This is a genomic window from Neobacillus sp. GCM10027624, from assembly GCF_042675345.1.
Lineage (GTDB): Bacteria > Bacillota > Bacilli > Bacillales > Cytobacillaceae > Neobacillus > Neobacillus cucumis_D.
This window is the reverse complement of record NZ_JBHTHD010000002.1, coordinates 619,370-637,145: the sequence shown is the minus strand read 5'-3', so window position 1 is coordinate 637,145 and position 17,776 is coordinate 619,370. Positions and strand designations below refer to the sequence as shown.

Sequence of the window (17,776 nt, the reverse complement as noted above, 5' to 3'; positions counted from 1 at the left end):
GATGAAGGAGGAATAATAGTGACAAATACAATTCAAAAAATCGTTCCGCATTTATGGTATGACAAAGAGGCAAAAAAAGCAGCTGAGTTTTACGCTTCCATATTCCCAGACTCCAAAATTACAAATGTAACGACCATCCACGGTACACCCTCAGGCGATTCCGATATCGTCTCTTTTGAGCTATGGGGGCAGAAGTTCATGTCCATAAGTGCAGGACCTTATTTCAAGATCAATCCATCGGTATCTTTCATGGTTAATTTTGACCCGTCACGAGAAGAAGACGCGAGCGAAAAATTAAATGAGGTTTGGAACAAATTGTCTGAAGGGGGCACAGCATTGATGCCGCTCGGTCAATATCCATTCAGTGAAAGGTATGGATGGATTCAGGATAAATATGGTTTGTCCTGGCAGCTAATTCTTACCAACCCTGAAGGGGAAGAGCGCCCTACAATCATGCCATCACTTCTGTTTGTCGGTGATAAATGCGGGAAGGCGGAAGAGGCGATTGATTTTTATTTATCCGTATTCAAGAACACAAAGCAGGGAATGATCGCTCGCTACCCTAAGGGCATGGCACCTGACGTAGAAGGAACCGTAATGTTCGCTGATTTCCGCTTAGAAAATCTGTGGGTTACTGCAATGGACAGCGCGCACGATCATCAATTCAGTATGAACGAAGCCATCTCCTTTATGGTGTACTGCGAGACACAAGAAGAGATTGATTATTACTGGGAAAAGCTCTCTGCGGTTCCAGAGGCCGAGCAATGTGGCTGGCTGAAAGATCAGTTTGGTTTATCCTGGCAGATTGTACCGAGAGAGATGGATGAGATGATGAGCAAAGGTACACCTGAGCAAGTTGGGCGCGTCACGAAAGCTTTTCTTAAAATGAAGAAATTTGATCTTGTGGAATTAAAGAAAGCATACAAGGGATCATGAGCTTACATCCTATGAAACAAATGGTGGAGAAGCTAAGAGAAATCAATTAAAGAAAGTAAATTTTCACTTTTATGTTTGATATCTTTTAATAAAAATGCAAGAACTATTCTAAACCCCTACTAAGGGGTTTAATTTTTTGTCTCTGTTAAACTTGGTTGTTGATTTCCGCTCCAGGCACAAGCGGCTCGTGGGCGGTTTTTGTATTTCCATAATAAACCACATGGGATCTTTTTAGTAAGCTGCTCTTTTTAAAAAAGTACTGCATACTTTGAATCTATATCAACCAGTAAGTTTTAAAAATCTGCACCTCAATTTATCATTTGATTGAACAAAAAGGTTTTTTCAGTGATGTGATAATTCCGCCAAAGTTTAGTTAATACTATTATTGGATTCTACTTATAAAATCTGATCCGTATATCAAAGAATTCTTAATAATTATGAAGGAGAGTTGCTATCAACATGCTAGTGGAGCGTATCATCCTGATAGCAATGTGGTTGTCCGGCTTTGTTGGCTGGATTCTGCTTATTCCGCGAAATAATCGCCGTAAGGCAATCTTGGCTTTATTGATGTTTCAAGCCATCATCTGGCTTTGCGATATACCTTCTTTTCAACTAGGTCTGCTTAGTGCTCCTGGAGAATCGACTGGTGGATCCTCTTATTTGTCTGGGTTGTATCAACGGGTATTCTATTCTTCATACCCAAACATAAAATTCGACTAGCGGTAGTTGCTTTTTTGTTCAATCAGATCATTACTTTTCTTATCGGTCTAGTGGTCGTAGAGTTGAGAATGATTGAATATCCTGTTCGACTGTTTGCTTCGATTAATCGGACGAGCTTAACATTTGTGTGTTATGCTTTTCCTGTCGTATGTGCTGCCTTTAATGTCTGGTATCCAAAAAGTCGAGGAAACCTTTTTCAATTGGGGTACTATGTTGGATATAGCTCTTTGGTGACCATCCTTGAAGTCATGATCGAAAAGTATACACATCTTATTAAATACCTTCACTGGGAATGGTATATTAGCTGGATTACTATTGGTGTTGCCCTTTTTATAACACGATTATTTTGTACCTGGTTTTTCGCAAAGCGAAGAAAAATATAAATATCTAAGAATAATTTTACCTCCTGTTTGCTTCTCACTAAAGTAGATTGATTTCCCTTTAATATACTAAAGAATTTTATTATAGATGGAGACGGTGGAAATCTCCAAATTCAATTTTGAATGGATTAACCATTGAGTATGATTCAAAATGAAGGGAATACTAACCAAAAGCGGGTAGGAAAGGAGCAACCATGGAAACAATTAAGCCGATTAAATTAGGTTCATACAAAGAAGATACTAGCGAACCCTTAACTTCTGCAGAAATGGGCAAACTTTGGGCTACTTATATGGGAAACAGCATGTCAAAATGCATATTAAGTTATTATCTCCAACATGTTGAAGATAAAGATATAAAAACTTTATTAGAAAATGCATTAAAATTAAGCTTGAAATTTATGAATACAATCGAAGGAATTTTTGTAAAGGAGAACTTCCCTATTCCTAAAGGTTTTGGGGAAGAAGACGTAAACCTTGGAGCTCCTCGTTTATTTCAAGATCAATTCTATGTTCATTATTTGAAGTACGCTGCAAAAGCAGGAATGAGTATATATAATGTTGCAATACCGCTTATGATTAGAAGGGATGTTAAAGAATTCTTTAGGTACTGTATGGATGCCACAATGGACTTAATTGTGCAAATCAATGAAATATTAATGAATAAAGGATTTATTATCAAACCTCCTATTATACCGGTGCCAGAAAAGGTGGAGTTTGTTCATCAGGACTTTTTAAATGGATTTTTGGGACATGTGCGTTCTTTACATGCATTAGAAATTGCCCACCTTTACGACAATATTGAAAATAATACTGCGAGCAAGGCACTAATTATGGCATTTGCCCAAGTGGTAAAGGATGAAAAGATACGAAAATTGTTTGAATGGGGCAGAGATTTAACCTCCAAAAACATCGAACACTATATGCAAAAGCTACATGATGAAAATCTACCTACACCTTCTTTTTTGGATGATTTGGTGACAACTTCAACTTTTTCACCCTTTTCAGATAAATTAATGTTATTTCATAAAATGGATATGTTCTCGATGAAAATAAGAGCATTTGGAAATTCTACTGCTGTTAACGGAAGGCATGATATCGGGCTAATGTATTCAAAGTCGTTATTGAAAATCGCACAATTTGTTGAAGCGGCAGCAAAAATTTTTATTGAAAAAGGGTGGATGGAACAACCGCCACATGCTGTTGATCGTAATAAATTAGCAGCTAAATGAGGTTAAGCATGATAGAAGGTTACTTTTTAAAGTATGAAAAATTGTACTTAAGTTTAGTGTGCTATTGAATAAAAACTAAGTGTCTAAAATAAAAGGCGATGAAGACTAAATACCTTGCATGTATTCATGGGTTCAAAGTAGTAGAAGTATTAGATTAATCAGGGCAATTCGAAAAAAAACACCTTCACAAATGAGTGAAGGTGTTCGTTTATTTAATGAGGAATAACCATCCATGCATTGGGTAAATAACGTTTGCCTAATGTAAAACGTTAATTTTTTTTGCATTTTTTTAATAGATAACGAATCAAGAATCCAACCAATAATCCTGGGATTAAAAATAACATAGGAAGGAAAATTGGACCGAAAAATACTCCGAAAATGGTAAATTTCGTTGAATACATTAGTCCAACTGTAACGAAATATGCACCAAAAGCGAAAGGTAAAAAGGAAAACGGTCCAGTATTCTCGCCTGCATGCTTGAAGGCGTCATACATTGCAAACATGTAAACACATGGATAAAACATCAGCCATTGATAATCAATTATTTGCACTGCTTCACTTATTTCTCCTAAAAAACTTAGCATAATAGCTTTATTAAATGAACTCATTACGTTAATAAGGAATTCTAGGAATATAAAAAGCATGCCTTTGATCAGTTGTCCATTAAGAATTTGACCAAAACCGGGAAGAGCAATGCTCCAAAATACAGCTTCAATTTTGTTTGTTTTCCTCATCACTCAACTAGCTCCCCCCTTGTTGCCACTAACTGCGGTTCCATCTAATTGTGGATTCATTACTCATTAATTCTTCCTTCAGCAACAGGACTAGAAGCTTTTCTAATCAATTTTTCTATTATGTACTGAAATCCATATATGACAACTGAGAAACCAACACATATAAAATACCAAATCGTATGGGTCATCTTTTTAATTTAAAAATTCCAAGGTTTTATTAACCACTTTTTCTTATTCGCAACAACGCTAAGTACACTTATGAACAAATTGGTAAAACATGCCACAGGCAAGAACCTAAAAACGAATTTTTCCCCATGAAAGGAACCGATAGCCACAGAGAACACCATTTTTTTATTGTGGTTAGACATAAATTCGCTCCTTTACTATATTGTTAAACTTAATATTTCCTCTTTGAAGAAAAAAATGATTAAAAATATATACCCAAAACATAATTTTTGGAATTATTGACCTGTTTCACGAAATTGGAACGGTGTTTCTATTTATATTTTTTTATCGGATATTTTTTGCTGATATTATTAAAAATTCAATGATATGTTGAAAGGATGAAGATTATGTATATTCCCAAGCAATATCGTATGAATCATGATGAAGAAGTTCAAATGATGAAGTCTTATCCGTTTGCCTTAATGGTTACTGTTGATGGAAATCGCCCCTAAACAATAGAAGCTCTGATTGAACTGACCTAGTCTTTTAAACACACATAAAACTACTTTCCAAATTAAGGGAAGTTAACGATTCCATTGATATTCGCCATAGATTTTTTCAAATTATAAATGTCAAAGTGAATTTGTGTTTGATAATTAGTTATAAAGCATGTTATAAGTGTAAAAGAAGTAGAACATTTGGCTTTATATTTTTTGGCCGTGTGCGTGAAGTTAGAACCATAATGAGAGGATTTGAGTTTAAATTGATCGATAATTTTTGGCGTGATTTACCACGGCCATTTTTTATACTTGCACCAATGGAAGATGTGACAGATGTTGTTTTTCGTCACGTAGTAAGTAAAGCCGGTCGACCGGATGTGTTTTTCACAGAATTTACAAACTCGGATAGCTATTGTCATCCAGAGGGTATGAAAAGTGTGCGTGGCCGTTTGACTTTTACTGAAGATGAACAGCCTATGGTGGCACATATTTGGGGGGATCAACCTGAATATTTCCGCCAAATGAGTATTGGCATGGCAGAACTAGGATTTAAAGGCATCGATATTAATATGGGCTGCCCTGTACCGAATGTGGCATCGAGAGGGAAAGGTAGTGGCCTAATTCTACGTCCAGATGTTGCGGCAGAACTTATTCAAGCAGCAAAAGCGGGCGGACTGCCTGTCAGCGTGAAAACACGACTTGGCTATAAGGAGGTTCAGGAGTGGGAGGAGTGGCTAACGCATATTTTAAAACAGGATATTGCGAACCTTTCGATACATTTACGTACAAGAAAGGAAATGAGCCAAGTAGATGCGCATTGGGAGCTCATTCCGGAAATCAAAAAATTGCGTGACCGTATCGCACCCAATACGCTGCTAACCATTAATGGAGACATCCCTGACCGTCAAACTGGGCTGCAACTTGCTGAACAATATGGTATTGATGGCGTTATGATCGGGCGAGGTATTTTTAAAAATCCTTTTGCTTTTGAAAAAGAGCCAAAAGAGCATAGCAGTAAGGAATACCTTGATCTTTTAAGACTGCAGCTTGATCTTCAAGATCGATATGCGGAAGTACTGCCGCGCTCCATCACAGGGCTGCATCGCTTTTTCAAGATTTATGTCAAAGGATTCCGTGGTGCTGGTGAATTAAGAAATCAATTGATGAACACGAAATCAACAGATGAAGTGCGTGCATTGCTTGATCGCTTTGAGAAAAATGTGGATGAGACGGGGACAGTGATATGATGTAACTCTCAAAAACTTAGAGGAAAATGAAGTACATTATGTACTTATTATTCAGTTCCTTTGCAGCTAATTGTTTTAAATAAAAGAAGGCAGGATTTTAGTATGGGGGATTCCTTAACAGGGGATTCTCCTTTTTTTGTCTAAAAATCATCACAGAAGTTCTAAAAAGCCGCGATCGACCTAACAGGGGGTGAGTAATATTCCATACATTGGAATAATTCCCTTCAATTTAAAACATACTTTAATTAAAAAATGTTAATGGGGGATTAAATTGTTAATTAAGGATAAAGAACCGTTAAGTTCATCTGAATTAGGAACACTCTGGCTTACATTTCAAGAAAAAACAATGATACTAAGAATTTTAGAATACTTTTTGGAAAAAGCAGATGACCAAGAAGCTAAAAATATTATGGGTATGATGTGGCAAGAATTGGATTATTATGTTGAGTTGATAAAAAGTATTTTTGAAAGTGAAGGTGCAGTTATTCCTAAAGGATTTACAAAAGAAGATGTTAATTTGGATGCACCAAAATTATTTGACAATGGATTTGACATTATGTTCCTTCGTATTTTAAAAGAAATCAGTATGGGTATGTATACCATTAATATGAACATGGCGTACCGAATCGATGTAATGACAATTTATGAAGGTCTGACTGCGATTACTCATAAGTGTTATAAATTGACAACTATTTATTTACTAAAAAAAGGGATTCTTACACTACCGCCAATTATAACAATGCCCAAAAGAACTGAATTTATTGAAAGTAAAAAGTACATGAAGGGATTTAAACCGTTTAGCGAAAAAAGGGCATTAAACGCTATTGAGTTGGGTTTTCTTCATCATGGAATTGAAACGAATAATATCGGTATGCAACTTATTACAGGATTTGCCCAATGTGCCCAAGATAAAGAGGTTAGACAATATTTTGAAAAAGGAAAAGAACTTGCCAAAAAGCATATAAAAACATTTCAGGAAATTCTTTTAGATAATGATATTCAGGTTTCAGCAACTACTGGATGTACGGTAACGACTTCAACAGTTGCCCCATTTTCTGACAAACTCATGATGTTTTGCATTGACCTTCTAAATGGGTATTGCATTGTTGGGGAAAGTTTCGGAACATTTTTCACATTAAGAAATGATTTATCCTTAAAAACAGCGATTCTAGTGAAAGATGTCTATTTTTATGGTCAAGAAGGACTAGAAATTATGTTTAAACACGGATGGTACGAAGAACCACCGCAAACGGAGGATAGAAGTCAATTAATAAATAGAAAGGAATAAAAAACTTAAAAAACGCCCATAAAGACCAAAATTCTTCCCCATCCATTCGTTCACCTACTTGCCATATATATATATAAATTTTTTTATTTTACTCTGTCCCTTTTTGCCATTTTTCTTTATATAGCTAGTGAAAGATGAATGAACCAATCGATGAAACAAGAAACGGAAGCAAAAAAATTTTATTGGTTAGAAGAAGGGGTGGATGGTTATACATGCGAAAACGAATTCTTGGAGGTGTGATGATCGCAGCAACGACGCTACTTGCCTATCCTCATCAACAAAACCTTTCACGAGGAAATCAAGTAGAAGTACAGACCGGAGCTCCACAATCTCGTGAAGTAATCCAACAAAATGTCGATAATTATCCTTCTTATCAAATGCCTGTATCTCTAGTGGAAACCGTTGATGGGGACACGGTAAAAGTAAAATATAATAGGAAAACGGAGACCGTTCGTTATTTGTTGGTAGACACGCCAGAATCAAAAAAGCCAGGGATGTGTAACCAGCCCTTTGCGAAAGAGGCTTATTATCGGAATAAACAGTTGTTGAGTAGTGGAAAGATTACCATTGAGTTTGATAGAGGCAGCATGAGAGATTCATATGGACGGTTGCTAGCTTATGTGTATGTAGATGGAAAATCGGTGCAGGAAACCCTATTAAAAGAAGGATTTGCACGGGTAGCTTATATTATGGATCCGCCTTACAAATATCTTCGACTCTTTCGGGAAGATGAATATATCGCAAAGAAAAGAAGAGTAAAGATTTGGAGCCTGCCTAATTATGTTACCTATAGAGGATTTGAAGGGTGTATACCTATTGGAAAATAAATAGCCCTTTAAATCCACACACTTCCTGCATTGAAGAAAAAAGTGGACAAAACTACCCCAAATATAAAATTGAAGAAAGACCACTATGGAATTTGTAGTGGTCTTTCATCTCTTTCAACTCTTACCTTTATTAAGATACTCTTTCTTCACTCTCTTTAGCTTCCATGCTTTTCGCGGGTGAACCTCCCCGAAAGAAAACGAGGATCATAATAAAGATCAATAAAACAAGTGTAACTAGCCCTTTACCTATTCCTAGACCACCGTGGTTCTGCGATGCCCCTAACCAATCCGAGAACGATGCACCTACTGGACGCGTCATGATATAAGCGAACCAGAAAGCAAAAATTTCATTTAGACCAAATAATTTGTAACCCAAAGCTGGAATAGCGAGCAAGACAGTAAATAATACACCTGATGAGAAGTAACCCAAATGCATGGTTGATGCGGTCATATCGCCTGCGGCGGTACCGAGTGCGAATGTAACCAGTACGGTTAGCCAGTAAAAGATTTCTCTGCGACGGGTGAATATGCTGTGTACGGACAAAGTTTTTTCTTTGGAAAACCAAGTGATGAGAACACCGGCGAGTGTCACGATAAAGAAGATAGTAGACACGAAGTAGGGGATTCCGAGTCCGACACGAACGACATCTGCAGCCATTGTTCCAAAGATACTGACCATCACAACAACTAACCAGTAGATACTTGGTATATAACGGCGTACTTTGAACTGCAAGATCATGGCGGCTACAAAAATAAGAACACTTAAAGGTGCAGAGATAAATGGATTTAGATTCTCGAATAAATAATCAGAAGCCACTTCTCCCATCCCAGTTGTCAGTAGCTTGGTAATCCAAAAGTAGAGTGTAATTTCGGGAACCTTCGCAAACATTTCATTTGCTTGATTCATGGAGACTGCTAAAGCTTTGTTCATAGTAGACCTTCTTCCAATAATGATGAATAACTTGAATTAACTAATTTTCATGTACATTCGTATGTATAAATTTTTACGAATAAATCATTTATAATAAAGCAACCTGAATTCTGTCTAAATTAATTCTTAAAGAATGATTAAGAATGAATAAATAGTACATGAACTACCTCAGGGCTTAAATTTGAGGGTCTATACCTTAAAACTAAAAAACCCCGCCAACTGTGACGAGGTTTTGATTTGTTATATCCCAAAAGCTAGGTCAAAGATGGAACAACCGGCAGGGCCAGAATCTCGCTTTAGGCAAGCTTTAAGTACTTATTTAAAAATCGGAGAACACGGCGCTCATACTCTTCTTTATTCAAAAGATACGAATGAATATGGTCACCATCTTCTGTCAGCCACAATTCTCGATTGTTATCAGGTGAAATGGATTGAACGAGTTTTTCACTCTCGATATAAGGAATAGCTTCATCTGTTTTACTGTGGATTAATAAGAAGGATTTCCCTTTCGTGTTTTTCACATTATTGATTGGTGAAACTTCAGTGGGGTCAATTTTGAGGAGTTTTCGCATGGAATGATAAATAAGCGGTGTAAACGGTCTTTTGGGTAATTTGCTCCAGTAGGAAAGATTTTCTTTTAAAAAAGCTTCTAAATCACTAAAGGGACTGTCGGCGATGATGACGGAAACCGCAGGATGTTCGCAACCGGCAATAAGCGCAGTGGAAGCACCCATACTCCAGCCAAGCAGGGCAATTCTTTTCTGCTTTTTTTTCTGAATGGAATATTCAATCGCTGCATGTAAGTCGTGCTTTTCAAAATACCCCAAACCTGTGGTCCTACCTTTCGATTTGCCTGCATTGCGAAAATCGAACATTAGCACATTATAGCCTTGTTTCGATAGAGCTTTGGCGAGCTGCAGCCCATCAATCCCTTCCATGGCCCGTTCATTCATATAACCATGTGCCGTGATGACGGTTTTATTGCTCTGCTTGGAAGCGGCAGGAATCCACCAGCCAGACAGCTTTACTTGATCTTTTCGACTGAAAAATTCAATCTCTTCGTATGAAAGTCCGTAGTCCTTCGGATTTTTTGTGGTTTTTGCTGGGAAGGGGTGAGTGAGATAAAGTCCGATTCCAAGAGGGGCAAGAAAAAATACAGCGGGTGCTGCCAAAAGCGGTCCCCACAGTGATTTACCTTTTTTACTTTTTTTCTCTTCACTCAACATCAACTCCTCCTTTCCTTTTTAATTTTCGGTACTTTATCATATGTCGATGAACATCAAAACGGAAAAACATTTAGTCCCATTTTGTTTTAATTGATATGTAATGTTTGAATCTAGGCAATTCGAAAAAAAAACACCCTCACAAATGTGTGAAGGCGTTCGTTTATTTTTAATGTGGAATAACAACCCATGCATTTGGCAGGTAACGCATGCCTACAGAAGTATGGGTAGCTGGTTTGAGCTGAAGCACTCCATCCTTGATCATCGTTGTGGATCCTCCGCCATCCATGGCAATCGCGTTCGAAACGTTATATTTCTCAAATAAATGGACCATATCGGACATGGTAGCACCACGATGAGTTTTATTCCAATAATAACGGCCATCTGTGATAATCATGACGATGCTTCCGTTTTTTGCTTGACCAATGGCAGTTCTTGGTGCCCAGCCCCAAGCTGCATCAACATTTGATGTTACTTGGCTTTGACCGTTGACAATCAATTGCGGACCAAAGCTTACTGCATCCCGAACTCCCAAACTCTGTAATTGGTTTACGGAATAATTTCCTGTGATAAATTCGCCATTTCTTAAAAACGCACCCACAAGCTGCGGCACTTTGTAGCCATGTTGAGAATTAATAACTTTTCCATTGATGATGACAATCCCTTTTGGCTGGGCGCCAGAACCATTTCCTTTTGGATCGTAAAATCCCCCGCCATTAATCCCTGCAACCCCATTATTTTCTTTAATCAAATCGGATAATGGCTGTCCTTTGTCGGAATACCTTGTTCCTATAAGGTGAACGGTTGTAGGGTCAGGAATAACCATAACTTTTGCTGTGAAATTAGCTGTATTAATCGTGTCAACACGAATCGATTCCTTCTTCCCAGTGGAATCTTTTTTCTCCTTGGTTATTACAGGAGTAACCGATGATTGCTTAACCGGTGGATGTAACATGGCTTGATTCAATTCTTTTATTTCCGACTGTGGGAGCAAAAAAACCAAGTATTTCACATACTGAGGGTGCTGTGATGAAATCACCGTCCCAACGACCATTCTTCGAAGTTGGTGCCCTTTATTTGTTCCATATAAAAATTCACTTCCGCTTAAGAAGAGAAGCAAGATCAAAATTCCAAAAATACGCCAAACTGTACCTCTTTTGAATTTGAGTGGATGGCGTGGAAGGTAGTTTCTTTTGGTAGTACTGAGTTCCATACCATTTCACCTCTTGTAATTATTTTTACCGAACGAATTCGGATGGGAATTTGAAAACCCTATTGACCTGTTAAATATAACGTTCTCCATTATACGTTAAACAGGCGATCAGTTTAAGTCCCATTTTCTATCCTAAAATGGAATTATTCGGCTATTTTTGCGGTAGATTTGTTTTATCGAAAGAGCAAGGATTGTGGAGGTTAGTTTAAAAAGAATAAGCGATAACTAACAATAAAAACTTTATGGTATTATTAATAATTGATTTATAACGTTAATTTAAGAAAAGAGTGAAAGTAGTGAGAATAGGTTTTTTTGATTCTGGAATAGGTGGAATGACTGTACTTCATCAAGCATTAAGATTTTTGCCGAATGAGGATTACATATTCTATGCAGATACGTTACACGTTCCATATGGTGAAAAACCAAAAGAAGAGGTAAGGGAGTATATATTTAATGCAGTTGACTTTATGGCTAATCAGGGAATTAAAGCATTAGTCATTGCTTGTAACACAGCTACCAGTATCGCAGTGGATGACCTTCGTAAAAAGTATGATTTTCCTATTCTAGGTATTGAGCCGGCCGTAAAACCCGCTGTTCAAAGCTGTGAGGGAAAAAGAAAAAAGGTATTAGTGTTGGCTACTAACTTGACTCTAAGAGAGGAAAAGTTCCATAATCTTGTGAACAGTATTGACCAGCACGATATTGTTGAAAGTCTGCCTTTACCTGGTCTTGTCCAATTCGCTGAGAATTTTGAATTTAGAGAAGAAAAAGTCGTCCCGTATTTAGAAGAAAGACTATCTTCGTTTGATATAAAGCAATACGGAACGATTGTTCTTGGATGCACCCATTTTCCATATTTTGAAGATAGCCTAAGGGAAATATTTCCTGAAGAAATAGACATTATTTCTGGAAGTATTGGTACGGCTAAAAACTTAAAGAGAATTCTTGAAGCAAATAACCAAATTAATGATGGTTCAGGAGATATTTTATTTTTTAAATCTGGTGATAAAGTTGAAGATCAAGATGCTTTGTCTAATTATAAAAAGTTACTAGTAAAGTTAGATGAACTTCAGCTTATCTCAACGAAATCTTGAAAAATGATTCTTCCACATCAAGGTTTAAATTATTAAAAATTGTTAGGCTGTTCCTACAGCCTTTTTTTGTGGAATAGCTGATGGTACTTAACCAATATTTATCATGGAGGTAGATTATTTGTGAATATACAAGTCGCTAAAAGTGCCCATAAGCAAGCTATTTCAGAGTGTGTGGATGCGGCTTATGGCATGTATATTGAGAGAATGGGAAAAAAACCTGCTCCTATGGTAACTGATTATACTGAACCTATTTTGAAAGGCTTGTCCATGTAGCTGTAGACAGGGAGGAATTACTTCTTGATGTGGGAGAATAAATAAATAAATAAATAAACAAGGTGAAATACTAAATTAAATAATCATTTTGGAAAAGGGAGGGATTAATATGTCAATGAAAAAACATTGGATATTTAATATCATACTGATTTTACTCTCCTGGCTTACAGTACCTTTGTTAGGATGGAGGACTATAAAGAGATTTTTACCAGCCTCAATCCTTGCTGTTATTCTATGTAGTTTGGATCCCCAAATTGGAAAAAAACGTAGATGGTGGTCTTTTTATAATAGACCACAGTCCTTTATTCAAAATGAATTTCCTTTTCTCATTGGCCCAATGTTGGCGATGGCGTTATGGACATTAAAATGGGGATACGGAAATTTTAAAAAGTTTATTATGTTAAATGTTATTGGCGAAGCAATTTTCGTATCTCCAATTACAAGGTTGTTCACAAAATTAAAACTCTATAAATTAGTTCAATTTAACGAATTTCAATTCTTTCTATATTTCTTTTACAAGGCTTTTTGTTTATATGGATTTCAAAATCTTTTTGAAAAATACAAGAAAACGATTGATATTTAAAGTAGCAAGTGCGACTCTTCAAGATGAAGGTTGCCTTTTTTCTGTGTTGCTCCGTTAAAAATTCAATGTGACTTAGAATTGTTTTAATCATTAATCGTTGATGTGGGTTAATATAGCCCTGAAGTGCTAATTCAAGCTCTTCTTTTTTCTTTTTCATTGTGCGACGAGCGAAGTTTGCTAGTTTCTCAGGATCTCCTCGCCATCAGCGATAGCTCGAAGCATATCCTTCGAGGAAACCCCCATAATATCAGATACGACAGAACCGAGTTTGATGTTGGCTCCTTCTAAAACTTTTTGAATCCGATTGTGTTGCCTAGCACGTCTTCAATAATACTACGACGATAGCGGACAAGTTCTCTCAGTTCTCTTTGAATCCGATTTGGAATAAAACTCGCTTTAAGTAAACCATGGTGAAGAAGTTGTGCAATCCATTCGGCATCTTTAACATCGGTTTTGCGACCTGGGAGTGCCTTCATGTGTTGTCCGTTTACAACTAAAAACTCAATTCCTTCGGATTCTAGCAGGTTAACAATAGGTTTCCAATAAACACTAGTGCTTTCCATTGCGACATGAGTACATTGGTGTTCTTTAATCCAGTCGATTAACTTGAGCAGAAATACAGTCTTAGTAGAAAATGTTTGAATCTCCTGTCCATCAGGTGTCATAATACACGCAGTGATATTATCCTTATGAACATCCATACCACATGCTCTTTCAATGATTACATCCATTGAAATTCTTCCTTTCTAGGCTTGTAAAATTGGAGGCTGGTGCAATAATCAGAATAAGGATTAATCTACCATGAGTGCTTCCCGCAAGGGAGCGACAGTTTGTGATGTACCGTGGTCGTTGGAGTCAGACTAACGGATGGGCTCTAAGGCACCATAGTTGATCGACCTTCCTCTCCAGCCTTAGGACAAGTATGGACGGATTCAATACATTTTCATTCTTTGTGGTGAAGAGCTGTTTTTTGCGATACATGGATGGCTAACGGGGCAGAATACTTTAAGAACAGATTCGTAGGAAATAAAAAAAGAGCAACGCTTATGTTGCTCTAATTTTTTATTCTAATGCTTTATTTTAAGACGCAATTAATTTTTTTTTAATTGCTTTTCTGTTACATTAAGTAGAAAGGTTCATAAATATCTCTTTCAAATTTTTCTTGTCTATGTGAATAAAATAAAGACAAAAAGCATCATATTGTTCGGATTATCTTCAGGTTAGAGAATTAAATCTAATTTTTTTATTTTTGTTTATTATATTCTTCTTTAATCTTTTCAACTGTTTTCTCTATTTGCTCTCCCCAATGATCATCTTTAGTATTAAAAATAATATTCCCCTCTTTATCAATCATTCCATAACCTCTATAAGCCACATTATTTTTCTTCATTCCCATTATATCAATTAATTCTAATTTTGGATCAGAAATAAAGGAAAGACTATGTCCAAAATTTTCCTTCAATTTATTATGTAATGAAAGTAGCTCTTCTGGTGAATCGCGACTAATTACAAACATTTCAATATCCATTCCTTCTAATTTGTTAATATTTTTATGCAACTGAACCAGTTGCTTCTGACAGAGACTTCATGTATACGTTGTTATAAAAAAGAATACTGTTGGTTTTTCTAATGGAAAAGTTACCTCTTTTTGTTCGTGATTTAATAAAGTGATTGGTTTGGTAAGCGTCTTTTGTGCAAACGCTGATAATATTAGAAAAGAAAGTAAGGACAAGACTACAATTCTAGGTCGCATTTTTAACTCCTTTTTTATAAATTTTATAAACAGATTTGGATTATCAGGTTTTATAGGGAGTGGGGCTCAATAATCCCTATTTTAAGCTTTTAATTTGCCATTAGTTCTTCCTTAGTGGATTTTCTAAAAAACCATAATATTCACCACCATTTTTACTTTATTAGAATGAACGAACGAATGAAACTCTATACAAGTTTTTTTCTAATTAAACCCTTCAAAAGATCAAAAGCCCTTCTCAATGAAAAGGGCATGGATTGTTTCAACATTCGATTTTTCTTTGTCTTTAATCCGTTAAATGGGAATTTAGTTAAAAAACAAAGATGAAAGTATATAGGTAATTTAATGTTTTGAAGCGGGATAAGTACCTACTTATCTAATGCTAGAAAGAATGGGTAAGGAAAATGGACAAAAGCCTTAGGGTGTCCAGGGCGGTTTTAGTTTGCGTACTTCCTAAAATCCCAGTTATGGTAACAATAAACAGGTTTAGTATCTAAGAGGTACAGAAAATATTGGGACATTCATATGTTGATGGGTCCAATGATAGTAAGGATTATGTTGGTGATGATACCCTATTTCATAAGATGGGTCTCCGTATCCCATATAGTTTCCGTAAAAAGGACATGGCATATATCCAGTCCCATAATGATAATGCATATAGTATCTCATTTCTGGATTCATGTTTTCACCTACTTTCGGAAGAATATCCAGCCTCTTTTAGGATATGGCCGATATCTATGAAAGAGCTTATCTTTTTCCAAATTAGGTAATTACCTACTAATCAAACAGCTATGAGGAAACTCGCTAGCCCTAAGTTATTCAATTAACAAAAGAAGGTTTAATTACCAAGCTGATGAAATAAATGGAAGTATTGAATTAAAGGGAAAGTGAAATGAATAATATCTAAAAACCATTTATTTCCGATTGAACTCCAATTAATTTCAAATATTTCTTTGATCTTGTAATAAAATAACACTAAAAATTTTTTAGTAAAGAAATCGTCTATTTTATCCCAATCCCAAACATTTAAAAATCCCCCGTAAAGAATAAAACCCTTCCTCAACTCTTCGTTCGCCTAATTGCCATATTTATAAAAACTTTTTTATTTTACCCTGTCTCTTTTTGTCATTTTTCTTTATATAGCTAGTGAAAGATGATGAACCAATCGATGAATCCAGAAACGATAACCAACAGTTTAATTGTTTGGGCTTTTGAAAGGGAGGAATAAATAGATGAGTAAATTATTAGTGTACGAAAATCCGATGATCGTGAGCCCGTCATTTGCCAACATAATTGGCTTAAATGAAGCAATCGTCCTGCAGCAATTACATTACAGGGTGAATAAAAGCACCCATATCATTGAGGGGCGAAAATGGATTTACAATACCTATAACGATTGGCAGGAACAATTTCATTTTGGTCACTGAGTACCATCAATTAGCGCCAAGTTTGCCAAAGAAGGAAGAAGAGTTAAATAAATAGGAGCAAGCCTAATTATGTTATTGATCGGGGATTTGAGGGGTGTGAACCTTAAAAAGAATAAAATATAACAAAAAGAAATTCGAGAAGGTTAAAATCGGAAAAGGGGAGGGTAAGTCATGACAAGAAATGGGTTTGATTGCGCTACAAAATTAACGGCTGCATCTGCAAAAACTTTAAAAGATTTAGGTTTTTCTTACGTGGCCCGATATCTCGGCAATAGTTGGAAAACATTTGATGCAGTTGAAGCTAGGGTAATTCAAGAGGCAGGATTAAAGTTAATCAGTATCGCTCAAAAAAGTGCAAACTATCCAGGTTACCATACGAAAGCCCAAGGAATGACGGATGCAAAGGATGCGGAAATATACGCAAAATTAGTAGGGCAACCTGCCGGAAGCGCGATTTACTTTGTGGTTGATTTCGATGCCCAAGCCTGCGATATGGAAAGGATCCTCGATTATGTCGATGGGCTTAAAGCCACAATAAAAAATTACAAGGTCGGATTATACGGCTCCTATGCTGTAATAATGGAAGTAAAAGATAAAGTGGATTATTACTGGCAGACATTTGCTTGGAGCAACGGAAAAGTGGCAGATCACATCAATATGCACCAGTATCAAAATGATGTCAAAGCCGCCGGAATTGCTATAGACAGGAATGAAATTAAAAAGGATCCGGGCGCATGGGATGAAGCTTTAAGACCCAAAACTGCAGCTAGTAAGAAGGATGAAATTCAGGAAATTCACATTGTAAAAGCTGGAGAAAATCTTACTGTAATTGGTAGAAAATACGGATTATCAATTGACTACCTTGCAAAGTTGAACCATCTTGCCAATCCTAATGTTATTTATGCGGGACAGCGCTTAAGCTTAAAAGGGAAGGTTCCCTCTGGATCAAAACCTGAAACGTATACCATTAAAAAAGGGGATACTTTTTGGGGCCTTGAAAAGGGATGGAAAATGAAACATGGCACACTTAGTAGGTTGAACCCAGAAGTTAATCCTGAAAGACTGCAGCCAGGACAAAAAATTAGAATGAAATAAATGTGGAAGAATGGATTCCAGAAGATTGGCCATTAGAGTCGATCTTTTTTCTTTGTCACCGTTCCAAATAAAAGGGTGACGATTTGAAGCACGTTGGAACCCATTTTATCGTGATAATATTTTATGAATTCGAAGATAATAGTTTAGGAAAGGAGGGATTG

At 36.4% G+C, this 17,776-nt stretch carries 18 protein-coding genes and 1 pseudogene; 13 read left to right on the top strand and 6 right to left on the bottom strand.

Annotated elements, in window-relative coordinates; all coding sequences use genetic code 11:
• The first annotated feature begins 18 nt into the window (after window positions 1-18).
• The 4 genes from ACFQZ9_RS03120 to ACFQZ9_RS03105 all read left to right on the top strand — a co-directional run bounded on the left by ACFQZ9_RS03120 (window position 19) and on the right by ACFQZ9_RS03105 (window position 3,265).
• Window positions 19-936 carry a VOC family protein gene (locus tag ACFQZ9_RS03120; RefSeq protein WP_498942277.1) on the top strand — a complete coding sequence of 306 codons (918 nt, stop codon included), beginning with the start codon at window positions 19-21 and terminating at the stop codon, window positions 934-936.
• Window positions 937-1,395: 459 nt separating this feature from the next.
• On the top strand, window positions 1,396-1,656 hold the full coding sequence (locus tag ACFQZ9_RS03115; RefSeq protein WP_498942276.1) for a hypothetical protein: 261 nt from the start codon (window positions 1,396-1,398) through the stop codon (window positions 1,654-1,656).
• A 14-nt stretch (window positions 1,657-1,670) separates the two neighbouring features.
• The gene (locus tag ACFQZ9_RS03110) at window positions 1,671-2,039 is read left to right on the top strand and encodes a CBO0543 family protein (protein WP_498942275.1); all 369 of its coding nucleotides are present in this window, start codon (window positions 1,671-1,673) and stop codon (window positions 2,037-2,039) included.
• Between the two features lie 191 nt (window positions 2,040-2,230).
• Entirely contained in the window at window positions 2,231-3,265 is a 1,035-nt protein-coding gene (locus ACFQZ9_RS03105; protein WP_198312689.1) for a DUF3231 family protein, read from the top strand.
• A 269-nt stretch (window positions 3,266-3,534) separates the two neighbouring features.
• Here ACFQZ9_RS03105 and ACFQZ9_RS03100 read toward each other — a convergent pair whose 3' ends face one another.
• Window positions 3,535-3,999, bottom strand: a complete 465-nt coding sequence (locus ACFQZ9_RS03100; protein WP_498942593.1) for a hypothetical protein — start codon at window positions 3,997-3,999, stop codon at window positions 3,535-3,537.
• 572 nt (window positions 4,000-4,571) lie between these two features.
• On the opposite strand from ACFQZ9_RS03100, the gene ACFQZ9_RS03095 reads away from it, so the two are divergent.
• From ACFQZ9_RS03095 to ACFQZ9_RS03080, 4 genes are all read left to right on the top strand, one after another.
• Entirely contained in the window at window positions 4,572-4,676 is a 105-nt protein-coding gene (locus ACFQZ9_RS03095) for an FMN-binding negative transcriptional regulator (RefSeq protein ID WP_498942274.1), read from the top strand.
• 251 nt (window positions 4,677-4,927) lie between these two features.
• Window positions 4,928-5,911 carry a tRNA dihydrouridine synthase gene (locus ACFQZ9_RS03090; protein ID WP_198312787.1) on the top strand — a complete coding sequence of 328 codons (984 nt, stop codon included), beginning with the start codon at window positions 4,928-4,930 and terminating at the stop codon, window positions 5,909-5,911.
• 271 nt (window positions 5,912-6,182) lie between these two features.
• Entirely contained in the window at window positions 6,183-7,199 is a 1,017-nt protein-coding gene (locus tag ACFQZ9_RS03085; protein WP_498942273.1) for a DUF3231 family protein, read from the top strand.
• A 212-nt stretch (window positions 7,200-7,411) separates the two neighbouring features.
• Window positions 7,412-8,026 (top strand): thermonuclease family protein, encoded by a 615-nt coding sequence (locus ACFQZ9_RS03080; RefSeq protein ID WP_498942272.1) that lies wholly within the window; start codon window positions 7,412-7,414, stop codon window positions 8,024-8,026.
• Window positions 8,027-8,156: 130 nt separating this feature from the next.
• On the opposite strand, the gene ACFQZ9_RS03075 is transcribed toward ACFQZ9_RS03080, so the two are convergent.
• The 3 genes from ACFQZ9_RS03075 to ACFQZ9_RS03065 all read right to left on the bottom strand — a co-directional run bounded on the left by ACFQZ9_RS03075 (window position 8,157) and on the right by ACFQZ9_RS03065 (window position 11,393).
• Window positions 8,157-8,957 (bottom strand): COG4705 family protein, encoded by an 801-nt coding sequence (locus ACFQZ9_RS03075; RefSeq protein WP_498942271.1) that lies wholly within the window; start codon window positions 8,955-8,957, stop codon window positions 8,157-8,159.
• 296 nt (window positions 8,958-9,253) lie between these two features.
• A complete protein-coding gene (locus ACFQZ9_RS03070) occupies window positions 9,254-10,180 on the bottom strand; it encodes an alpha/beta hydrolase (RefSeq protein WP_498942270.1) in 927 nt (308 codons plus the stop codon).
• 169 nt (window positions 10,181-10,349) lie between these two features.
• Entirely contained in the window at window positions 10,350-11,393 is a 1,044-nt protein-coding gene (locus ACFQZ9_RS03065) for a phosphodiester glycosidase family protein (protein WP_498942269.1), read from the bottom strand.
• Between the two features lie 296 nt (window positions 11,394-11,689).
• Here ACFQZ9_RS03065 and murI point away from each other — a divergent pair, with 296 nt between their 5' ends.
• The 3 genes from murI to ACFQZ9_RS03050 all read left to right on the top strand — a co-directional run bounded on the left by murI (window position 11,690) and on the right by ACFQZ9_RS03050 (window position 13,343).
• On the top strand, window positions 11,690-12,487 hold the full coding sequence (gene murI / locus ACFQZ9_RS03060) for a glutamate racemase (RefSeq protein ID WP_498942268.1): 798 nt from the start codon (window positions 11,690-11,692) through the stop codon (window positions 12,485-12,487).
• A gap of 120 nt (window positions 12,488-12,607) precedes the next feature.
• Window positions 12,608-12,760 carry a hypothetical protein gene (locus tag ACFQZ9_RS03055; RefSeq protein ID WP_498942267.1) on the top strand — a complete coding sequence of 51 codons (153 nt, stop codon included), beginning with the start codon at window positions 12,608-12,610 and terminating at the stop codon, window positions 12,758-12,760.
• Between the two features lie 109 nt (window positions 12,761-12,869).
• On the top strand, window positions 12,870-13,343 hold the full coding sequence (locus ACFQZ9_RS03050) for a hypothetical protein (protein WP_498942266.1): 474 nt from the start codon (window positions 12,870-12,872) through the stop codon (window positions 13,341-13,343).
• A 46-nt stretch (window positions 13,344-13,389) separates the two neighbouring features.
• On the opposite strand, the pseudogene ACFQZ9_RS03045 reads toward ACFQZ9_RS03050, so the two are convergent.
• A pseudogene (locus ACFQZ9_RS03045) lies at window positions 13,390-14,074 on the bottom strand (IS110 family RNA-guided transposase); the annotation flags it as partial.
• A 512-nt stretch (window positions 14,075-14,586) separates the two neighbouring features.
• Window positions 14,587-14,910: a redoxin domain-containing protein gene (locus ACFQZ9_RS03040; protein WP_498942592.1), complete on the bottom strand. Its 324-nt coding sequence runs from the start codon at window positions 14,908-14,910 to the stop codon at window positions 14,587-14,589.
• Between the two features lie 1,415 nt (window positions 14,911-16,325).
• On the opposite strand from ACFQZ9_RS03040, the gene ACFQZ9_RS03035 reads away from it, so the two are divergent.
• On the top strand, window positions 16,326-16,520 hold the full coding sequence (locus tag ACFQZ9_RS03035; protein ID WP_498942265.1) for a hypothetical protein: 195 nt from the start codon (window positions 16,326-16,328) through the stop codon (window positions 16,518-16,520).
• A 171-nt stretch (window positions 16,521-16,691) separates the two neighbouring features.
• Complete coding sequence (locus ACFQZ9_RS03030) at window positions 16,692-17,615, top strand: glycoside hydrolase domain-containing protein (RefSeq protein WP_498942264.1); 924 nt, start codon at window positions 16,692-16,694, stop codon at window positions 17,613-17,615.
• The last annotated feature ends 161 nt before the right edge of the window (window positions 17,616-17,776 follow it).